This is a genomic window from Streptomyces katrae (genome assembly GCF_000966975.1).
GTDB lineage: Bacteria > Actinomycetota > Actinomycetes > Streptomycetales > Streptomycetaceae > Streptomyces > Streptomyces katrae.
Map to the genome: position 1 here is coordinate 21,103 of NZ_JZWV01000079.1, position 8,073 is coordinate 29,175.

An 8,073-nucleotide genomic window follows, 5' to 3' on the forward strand; every position below is an offset into this window, starting at 1 on the left:
GTTCGAATCGTGAAGGGGAAGGGTTGCTTGCGGTCCATGGCGACGCGATCCAGACGCAGTCCGAACAAATCCCCCCAGCGCCCTTCGGGACCGTCCCCGGCCCCCGCCCGTGACGGGAACCCCGCGGCCCTGGGGCCCCTGACCGGACGCTGGGTCCTGGCCGGCAAGGACGGACGGCTCACCGCGTACGCCCGCACCGGGGGCGGTCTCCTTCGCTGGACCGAACAGGTCCCCGGCGGCCCCGGCTGGAACGGCCCCGACTTCTTCCCGGCCGACGGCCTGACCGACCTGTCGGTGGGTCAGGGCCCCGACGGGTACGCACACTTCACGGGCCGTCGCCGGGCCCCGAACGGCGACACCGAGACCCTCACCTACCACCACGCCGTGCAGTACCAGAGCGGCCGCCCGATCGGCCCCTGGGAATCCCTCGGCACCCTCTACCACAACGTCGAGATGTCCCTGCGCGGCGGCCCGCCGACCGTGACCGTGGACGCCCAGGGCGCGCCCCACATCTTCGTCCGCAACAACGGGCGGGGCATCCACATGAAGCGCCAGGACAGCAAGGGCAACTGGGGCCGGTGGGAGGACCTGCGGGGCAGCATGACCTTCGAAGGGGGCTGCGCCTCCTCCACCGCCGACGGGCTCACGGGCTTCGCCGCCCCCGGCGAGAAGGGGCTCACCTTCTGGGCGCAGGACGCGCCCGGCGGCCCCTTGAAAATGGGCGAGGTGGTGCCGTACCTGGCCCGGGACGGCTCGCTCGCCGCCCTGGAGACGGCACCGCGCCGTGTCACGCACTTCTGGCACGCGGCCGACGGGAGCGGGGTGTACGCCCACCGCGAGGGCGCCGGGGTGATGGCCCTCGGCGGCGGCCCGGCGTACGGGGCGGTGGCCGCCGTACGCGCGCTGGTGGACGGGTACGACTGCACGGTGCTGGCCCACCGCGGGGCGGACGGGCGTACCGCACTCGCCGCGTACCCGACGGAGAACGAGGCGGCCGGGCTCTGGTGGACCGCGATCGGTGAGGAGTGCCCGGACTCCCCGGCCCTCGCCGTAGACGCCCACGGGCTGGTCGTCATCGCCTCGATCAGTGCCCGGGGGGAACTGCTCGTCAACCGGCAGAAGGACAGCTCCGGCCTCTCACTGGGCCGCTGGCAGCGCTTCTGACCGCTCGCCCGTGCGCCGCCGGCCCTGCGGCGGGATGCTGGCCAGGCCGTGCCGGGCGACGGCCAGGCTGGAGATGCGCCGCAGGAAGTCCACCGAGCGGGCCGCCGTGTCGGGGGTGATCCAGGCGTCGTCGATCTCGCACAGTTCCACCCGTACCGGAGCACCCCGCAGCACGATCGGCAGGGTGTAGGCGATGGTGGACGCGAAGGTCAGCAGGGACAGGCCGATGGGCTCGGTCAGCGCGGTCAGTTCCAGCGGCAGTTCGGGGTGGACGATCTCCATGCCCGTCAGCTCGGCGATCCGGTCCAGCTTGGCCGCGCTCTCGCGGCGGTGCGCCAGGTAGCGGCCGGCCGCCCGGGTGCGGGAGATCCAGCCGACGGCCTCGATGTAGCGGTCCTCGTCGATGACCCCGGTCTCCACCAGGGAGCTGCCCGCCAGGTCCGTCCCGGGCCGGGGGCGGGCCGGGCCGAAGGTGGTCCGGCTCCAGGCGTACTCGTTGGCCCGCACCTCGGCGCCCGGCGGCGCGGCCACCGGCATGCAGGTGAAGAAGACGGCCCGCTCCAGCTCCTCGCGGGCCAGCCACCGGTTCACCGGGCCGCCCTTGGCGGTCTTGGCGTCCCCCTGGTGCCAGCGGGTCAGCTGCTGCCCGCTCGTCAGCAGCGCCACCAGCTCGGTGGTGGCGGTGCCGTCGTCGACGACGACGACCTCGCGGGCCCGTGAACGCGGCAGCAGCAGCTGGATGGTGCGGGAGAACAGGTCCCCGATCACCAGGCGCCGGGCCGCCGCGACCGCGCGGCCGAGCCGGACCAGCTCGCCGGCCCGCCCCAGGTAGCCGGCGCGGACCTCGTAGCGCCGCCAGACCACCTTGGCCTGCGAGGCGTACCGGCACAGCCGGCGGACCTGGGCGCGGGAGCGCGGGTCCACCGGCTGGAGCACGGCGATGGTGAGGGACGCTGCCTCGCCCGGGTGGGCGTGGGCCCACTCCAGGACATTCAGTAGTTGAGCCGGGCTCTCCACCAGGGCGAGGGTCTCGGTCATGCCGGGGCCGTCACATCCTCGGCGGGGAGGGTGCTCTGGACGCGGCGGAGCTTCTTCATCGGGCCGAGCTCGGACTCGTAGACCTTCTTGACGCCGTCGCCGAGGGCGGTCTCGATGGTGCGGATGTCGCGCACCAGGCGGGCCAGGCCGCCGGGCTCGACGGAGGCCGCCTGGTCGGAGCCCCACATGGCGCGGTCGAGGGTGATGTGCCGCTCGACGGCGCAGGCGCCCATGGCGACGGCGGCCACGGTGGTCTGCAGGCCCGTCTCGTGCCCCGAGTAGCCGACGGGCACGTTGGGGTAGGCCGCCTCCAGGCTGTTGATCACCCGCAGGTTCAGCTCCTCGGCCTTGGCCGGGTAGGTGGAGGTGGCGTGCAGCAGGATGATGTTCTCGCTGCCGAGGACCTCCACGGCGTGCCGGATCTGCTGCGGGGTGGACATGCCGGTGGACAGGATGACCGTCTTGCCGGTGGCGCGCAGGGCCAGGAGGAGCTCGTCGTCGGTCAGGGAGGCGGAGGCCACCTTGTGCGCGGGTACGTCGAACTTCTCCAGGAAGGTGACGGCCTCGGTGTCCCACGGGGAGGCGAACCAGTCGATGCCGCGCTTCGCGCAGTGCTCGTCGATGGCCCGGTACTCGTCCTCGCCGAACTCGACGCGGTGGCGGTAGTCGATGTACGTCATCCGGCCCCAGGGCGTGTCCCGCTCGATGTCCCACTGGTCGCGCGGGGTGCATATCTCGGGGGTCCGCTTCTGGAACTTCACCGCGTCACAGCCCGCGTCGGCGGCCGCGTCGATGAGCGCGAGGGCGTTGGCCAGCTCACCGTTGTGGTTGATCCCGATCTCGCCGATCACGTAGGTGGGCCGGCCGGCGCCGACCTCCCTGTTTCCGATCCGGCGGATCCGGTTGCTGTGCACCACTGTTCAGAGTTCCTTTCCGGGGTACTGCTCGGGTTGCGGCGACGGGGTCGCCGAAGTCTGCGGGGGGTCCAGGAGGGGGGCCAGGGCCCGGGCCCGGTCGAGGTCGCCGGGCTCGTCGAGCTCGATGGCCCGCTCGGGGGCCGTGGGGACGAGCTGGGTCCGGCCGAAGAAGCGGTGACCGCTGCGGCGGAAGCCCTCGGCGCGCATCGCGTAGACGGCGCCCGACTCCAGGTATTCCGGCGTACGGTCCTGGCGGCGCAGCCGGACCGCGCTGTCGTGGTTGACGCCCCGCGCCCGGTGGCCGGCCCCGTGGCCGGGGTCGGCGGTCCACAGGAAGCCGTGGAAGGGCACGGCGGTGAAGGCGGAGTCGGCGCCGTCGCGGACGATGGCCAGGACGGCCTCGTCCACCTCCTCGGAGGTGATGAAGGGGCTGGTGCACTGGACGAAGACCAGCACGTCCACGGCCTCGGAGTGACGTTCCTCCAGCACGTCCAGCGCGTGCAGCAGCGCCGACTCGCTGGAGGCCCGGTCCGAGCCCAGTTCGGCCGGCCGGTCCACCACCTCCGCGCCGGCCTCCCGGGCGGCGCGGGCGATGGCCGCGTCGTCGGTGGACACGGCGACCCGGGTCACCTGTCCGGCGCCCAGGCAGGCCCGTACGGCGCGGGCCACCAGCGGCACCCCGCCGACCTCGGCCACGTTCTTGCCGGGGATGCCCTTGGAGCCGCCCCGGGCGGGTATGACGGCGGTGACGTTCACAGGGCTGTTCTCCTGGGAGGTGGAGGGGGCGCTCGTACGGGTGTTCATACGCCGCCCCACTGCTGGATCTTCGGGGCCACGCGCTGGACCCCGAACTGGTAGGCGACCTTGAGCACGCGCCGCGAGGTGCGCCTCATCGGGCCGCGGGAGCGGGCCGCGGCGGCGCCCGGGCCGGGGGAGCCGTCCGGATCGAGGCCCCGGCGGCGCAGCAGCGTACCGACGTATTCGGGTGCGCTCGCGGCCGTGTAGTAGGGGGTGATCGGGGGGAGCGGGCGGCCGCGCAATTCGGCGATGCGGTTCCGGAGTTCGCCGAAGGGGTCGGTGGAGCGGATTCCCTGGTCGACCGTCCACGATTCGTGCGCGATCGGGGCCGCGCCCTCGTCGATGGCGGTCCAGTCGGTGACGCAGCCGGAGCCGGTGAAGTAGTGGTTCCCGTGGATCTCCCGGACTCCGAGATCGCTCAGGATGGCGGTCGGCATTCCCCGGTGCATGGATTCGAGCGCGGCGGTGGAACTGACGGTCACCAGGAGATCGGTACGGTCGAGGGTCTGCGACATGTTGCCGTAGACGAAATGCAGATTGGGCGGCAGCGGTTCGTCCAGCTGTTCCGCGAGGACCTGATAGTGGAACGCCTCCACATGGGTGGTCGCCTCACCCGGCTTGCTGCGGAGTTTCACGAGCACGTCACGCCCCGGCCGTAGCCGGGCATGGGATATCGCGCGGCGCAGCATGTACATCCGGCCGTTACGGTCGGCGGGCACCGAGGGCTGGACGGCGAAGCACACCGTATAAGGGTGTTCGGCGAAAGTCCGGGCCGGGTCGTAAGGGCGCTCGTCGAGAAAGGGGAGCGCCGTCTGGACGATGCTGGAAGCGGGAATTCCGAGGGGTTCGTACACCTCGGTGAAACGGCGCCGGTCAAAAGGGCTGTTGGCCAGGACGATATCGGCCCCGGCCCGCAGGAGAAGACCGTCGGCCATCTTCTCGTAGACGACGCCGACATATCCGGTCATCAGGATCGGCCGGTACGGGGCGCCGGCGAAACGGCGGGCCAGCGCGTGCAGGGCCGCGTGGGTGGCGCCGCCCACGGTGCCCAGGATGATCACGTCCGCCGATTCGAGGACGGGGGCCGCGGCGAACTCGGCGAGCGTGGCCTCGGTGATCGAGGAGGGGGTGATGCCGACCTCCGCCAGCTGGCGCGCGGTCGGCGTGCTCCGGCCGCGCAGCATGTGTGCGTGGACCTCGCTGCCCGGCGCCAGACCCACCGCCAGCCCCGCACCCCATTTCCAGCGGGTGTCGGAGTCTGCGAGCACGTGGATGCGCACTGGTGGATTCCCGGTCGGTCGGCGAAGCCCAACTGCTGTCGGCGGGGCCCGCAGCTGGACGTGGGCTCGGGCGGGATGGCCGCGCGGCCCGTTAGACCTTACATCCTCACCTGAGTCTTATGTGTCACGAATAGGCCTCGACCGCCGGGGGAGTTGTACGTCACACACCGAGCACCGTTCGGGCGCTCGCCCCGGCTCTGACATGATGGCGGAGTGTCGGTGAATGGGGAGAAGGTGAGTGCCGACGATGGTGACCCTTTCGGTAATCGTCGCGATGTGTGACGTCCGCGACTTCTGCCGGACCACGCTGAAGTCCCTGGCCCTGAATGCCCGGGAGGACTTCGAGTTCATCGTGGTGGACGACGCGTCCGTTGACGGGACATCAGAGATCCTGCGCGAGATGGTACCCGGCATTCCCGGCGCCGTGCTCATCCGCAACGAGCGGAACATGGGAATATCGGCGACCCGGAACATCGGCCTCGCCGCGGCCCGCGGACGCTTTTTCACCTTCCTCGACGGGGACGACTGGTACGCCCCCGGATATCTCGCTCAACTGGTCGGCTGGATGAGCCAGTCGGGGGTCGATTTCCTGCGCACCGGCCATGTCCGCGTCTACGGGAAGAAACGCAAGATCGTCATGCCCCCGCTCGCCCCGCGGGCCCTTCCCCTCGACCCCCTGGACTACATGGGGCCGGTGGACGCCTCCACGTTCATCGACTACCCCTCGGTGTGGGCCGGCATCTACGACCGTGAACGCCTGCGCCAGGCCGGTGCGCTGTTCTTCGAGGAGTCCCTGCGGACCGCGGAGGACCGGCACTGGTTCTACCAGTTGCACCTGCGGATGCGCTCCTTCGGAGTGGTCGACCTCCACGGCGTCTTCTACCGCCGGGACGTGTCCACTTCGCTCACCAGGATCCCGGACGAACGGCAGCTGGACTTCCTTCCGGCCTTCCGACTGGTTTTCGGCGAGCTCGCCCACCACCCGCGCGGATATGAACTGTCGTTCAAGGCCATGCGAACTCTGTGCGCGCTCATCGTCATTCACCTGGACCGCGCCCAGGACTACGAGGAAGTCACCCGGGCCCTGCTGTGGGAACGCAGCGCGCAGACCCTCTTCGACCTTCCCCAGGACATCCTGGAAGGGACCCTGGCGGGAATGGACTCCGTACGCGTGAACAAGCTCAGAGCACTGATGTCCCAGCAGATGTCCCAGCACCAGGGTGCCGCCGCCCGATGACCCGGATATTCGCCGCCTCCACCCTCTACGGCGCCATGACGGTCGCCGCCGCCGTCGACGCCGGCCAGTTCGGCCGGGACGACCGCGAGCGCATCCTGCTCGTCTGCAACAACGTGGACATCCCCGAGGTCGCCACCCCGCTGCACCGGATGCCCGGCGCCGCCGCCGTCCTCGCCCGCTTCCACCGCGTCGTCTACTGGAACGACCTCATCTACCCGTTCCACCCGTCTCTGTGGGGCCCCCGCGACGAGGACGCCCCCCTCTGGCGCACCGTGATGGGGGAGAAGATGGGCATCCGGCCCGGCCCCCTGGAACTCGTCGTCGAGTCCATCCAGGTCAAGCCCGCCCAGACCCTCTGCAAGATCTTCTCGGACGCCACCCTCGCCGTGTACGCCGACGGCGTCATGAGCTACGGCCCCACCCGCAACGACCTGCCCCGCCCCATCCACGGCCGGATCGGACGGGTCCTCTACCTCGACCTGGTCCCCACCCTGCTGCCCATGCTCCTCACCGAGTACGGGATCCCCTCCGAGCCCGTGCGCACCGACGCCGTCCTCGCGCTGATGGCCGAGCTCACCGAGGAGTGCCGCCCGATCCTCGACCGGAGGATCCCGCCGCAGCTGGCCCGGAACGGCCCGCAGACCGCCCTCCTCCTCGGCCAGTACCTCTCCCCCCTCGGCATCCTCACCGAGGAGGAAGAGGAGGACCTGCACCGGCGCATGTTCGAGCACGCGGTACGGCTGGGGCACACCGCCGTCGTCTTCAAACCGCACCCCAGCGCCCCCTCCAGCCTCTCCGACGCCCTCGCCGCGGCCGCCCGCGAGGCCGGCGTGCCCTTCCTCGTCCTGGACGTGCCCGTCCTCGCCGAGACGGTCTTCGCCTACCTGCGCCCCCGCCAGGTCATCGGCTGCTTCTCCACCGGCCTGTTCACCGCCCGCGCCCTGTACGGGATCCCCGTCGCCCAGATCGGCGCGCTGGAGGTCATCCGGCGCATGCGGCCCTACGCCAACAGCAACCGCATCCCCGCCACCCTCACCCACGCCCTGGTCCCCGACCTGGAAGCCGGCCCCGGGGCCGGCACGGAGGCGGCGGCCACCGCCCCGGCCGACCGGATCCTCGACGTCGAGCACATCCGCGCGGAGGTCACCCCGTACGTCCAGGCCGTCGGCTACTGCATGCAGCCCAAGCGGTACGCCTTCCTCCGCCCGGTGGCCGAGGAGTACGTCGCGGCGGCCGTCGAGCAGTGGGAGGCCCGCCCAGAGCTGTCCATGCACTTCAACGAGCGCACCCGCGCCCGCCTGGAACTGCCCGGCCCGCGCACCTGGAAGTGGCGGCGCGGCCTGGGCTGGACCCTGCGCGGCGCCGGGGAGCGCGGCGAGCCGGACGAGCTGCCCGTCACCGAGGTCACGCTCAGCGGGTTCGCCTCCCTGGTCGAGGCCAAGGACGACCAGGGCATCCTGGAGGTCGGCGCCCGGCTGCTCCCCGAGCACGAGAACCTGGACCTGCTCATCGGAATGGCCCAGGCCCACATCCGCCGCAAGGAGACCGACCAGGCCGTGCGGGCGATCGAGCGGGCCGCCCGGATCTCCGCGGACAGCACCCGCGCCCTGGTCTGGCTGCTGTCTCTTATACACATCTC

Annotated in this window: 7 protein-coding genes; 3 read left to right on the forward strand and 4 right to left on the reverse strand. The window is 71.4% G+C overall.

Features of this window, described 5'->3' with window-relative positions:
- The first annotated feature begins 36 nt into the window (after positions 1-36).
- On the forward strand, positions 37-1,164 hold the full coding sequence (locus tag VR44_RS04360; protein WP_045946014.1) for a PLL family lectin: 1,128 nt from the start codon (positions 37-39) through the stop codon (positions 1,162-1,164).
- On the opposite strand, the gene VR44_RS04365 is transcribed toward VR44_RS04360, so the two are convergent.
- The 4 genes from VR44_RS04365 to VR44_RS04380 are packed head-to-tail and all read right to left on the reverse strand — an operon-like array spanning position 1,138 to position 5,197.
- Positions 1,138-2,202, reverse strand: coding sequence for a hypothetical protein (locus tag VR44_RS04365; RefSeq protein ID WP_045946015.1), 1,065 nt, complete (start codon positions 2,200-2,202; stop codon positions 1,138-1,140). The two genes, VR44_RS04360 and VR44_RS04365, sit on opposite strands and share 27 nt — an antisense overlap.
- Positions 2,199-3,116, reverse strand: coding sequence for an N-acetylneuraminate synthase family protein (locus VR44_RS04370; RefSeq protein WP_045946022.1), 918 nt, complete (start codon positions 3,114-3,116; stop codon positions 2,199-2,201). Before VR44_RS04370 ends, VR44_RS04365 begins: the two co-directional genes overlap by 4 nt.
- Positions 3,117-3,122: 6 nt before the next feature.
- Complete coding sequence (locus VR44_RS04375) at positions 3,123-3,923, reverse strand: acylneuraminate cytidylyltransferase family protein (RefSeq protein ID WP_245691599.1); 801 nt, start codon at positions 3,921-3,923, stop codon at positions 3,123-3,125.
- On the reverse strand, positions 3,920-5,197 hold the full coding sequence (locus VR44_RS04380; protein ID WP_045946017.1) for a DUF6716 putative glycosyltransferase: 1,278 nt from the start codon (positions 5,195-5,197) through the stop codon (positions 3,920-3,922). The genes VR44_RS04375 and VR44_RS04380 overlap by 4 nt, the downstream gene beginning before the upstream one ends.
- A gap of 247 nt (positions 5,198-5,444) precedes the next feature.
- Here VR44_RS04380 and VR44_RS04385 point away from each other — a divergent pair, with 247 nt between their 5' ends.
- Positions 5,445-6,434 (forward strand): glycosyltransferase family 2 protein, encoded by a 990-nt coding sequence (locus tag VR44_RS04385; RefSeq protein WP_045946018.1) that lies wholly within the window; start codon positions 5,445-5,447, stop codon positions 6,432-6,434.
- On the forward strand, positions 6,431-8,073 hold a 1,643-nt coding region (locus tag VR44_RS04390; protein ID WP_052713454.1), incomplete at its 3' end, for a polysialyltransferase family glycosyltransferase. The genes VR44_RS04385 and VR44_RS04390, both read left to right, overlap by 4 nt.

Coding starts and splice junctions, on each gene's coding strand:
- VR44_RS04385 (WP_045946018.1), top strand. CDS start 5,445: ATGGTGACCCTTTCGGTAATCGTCGCGATGTGTGACGTCCGCGACTTC.
- VR44_RS04375 (WP_245691599.1), bottom strand. CDS start 3,923: ATGAACACCCGTACGAGCGCCCCCTCCACCTCCCAGGAGAACAGCCCT.
- VR44_RS04365 (WP_045946015.1), bottom strand. CDS start 2,202: ATGACCGAGACCCTCGCCCTGGTGGAGAGCCCGGCTCAACTACTGAAT.
- VR44_RS04360 (WP_045946014.1), top strand. CDS start 37: ATGGCGACGCGATCCAGACGCAGTCCGAACAAATCCCCCCAGCGCCCT.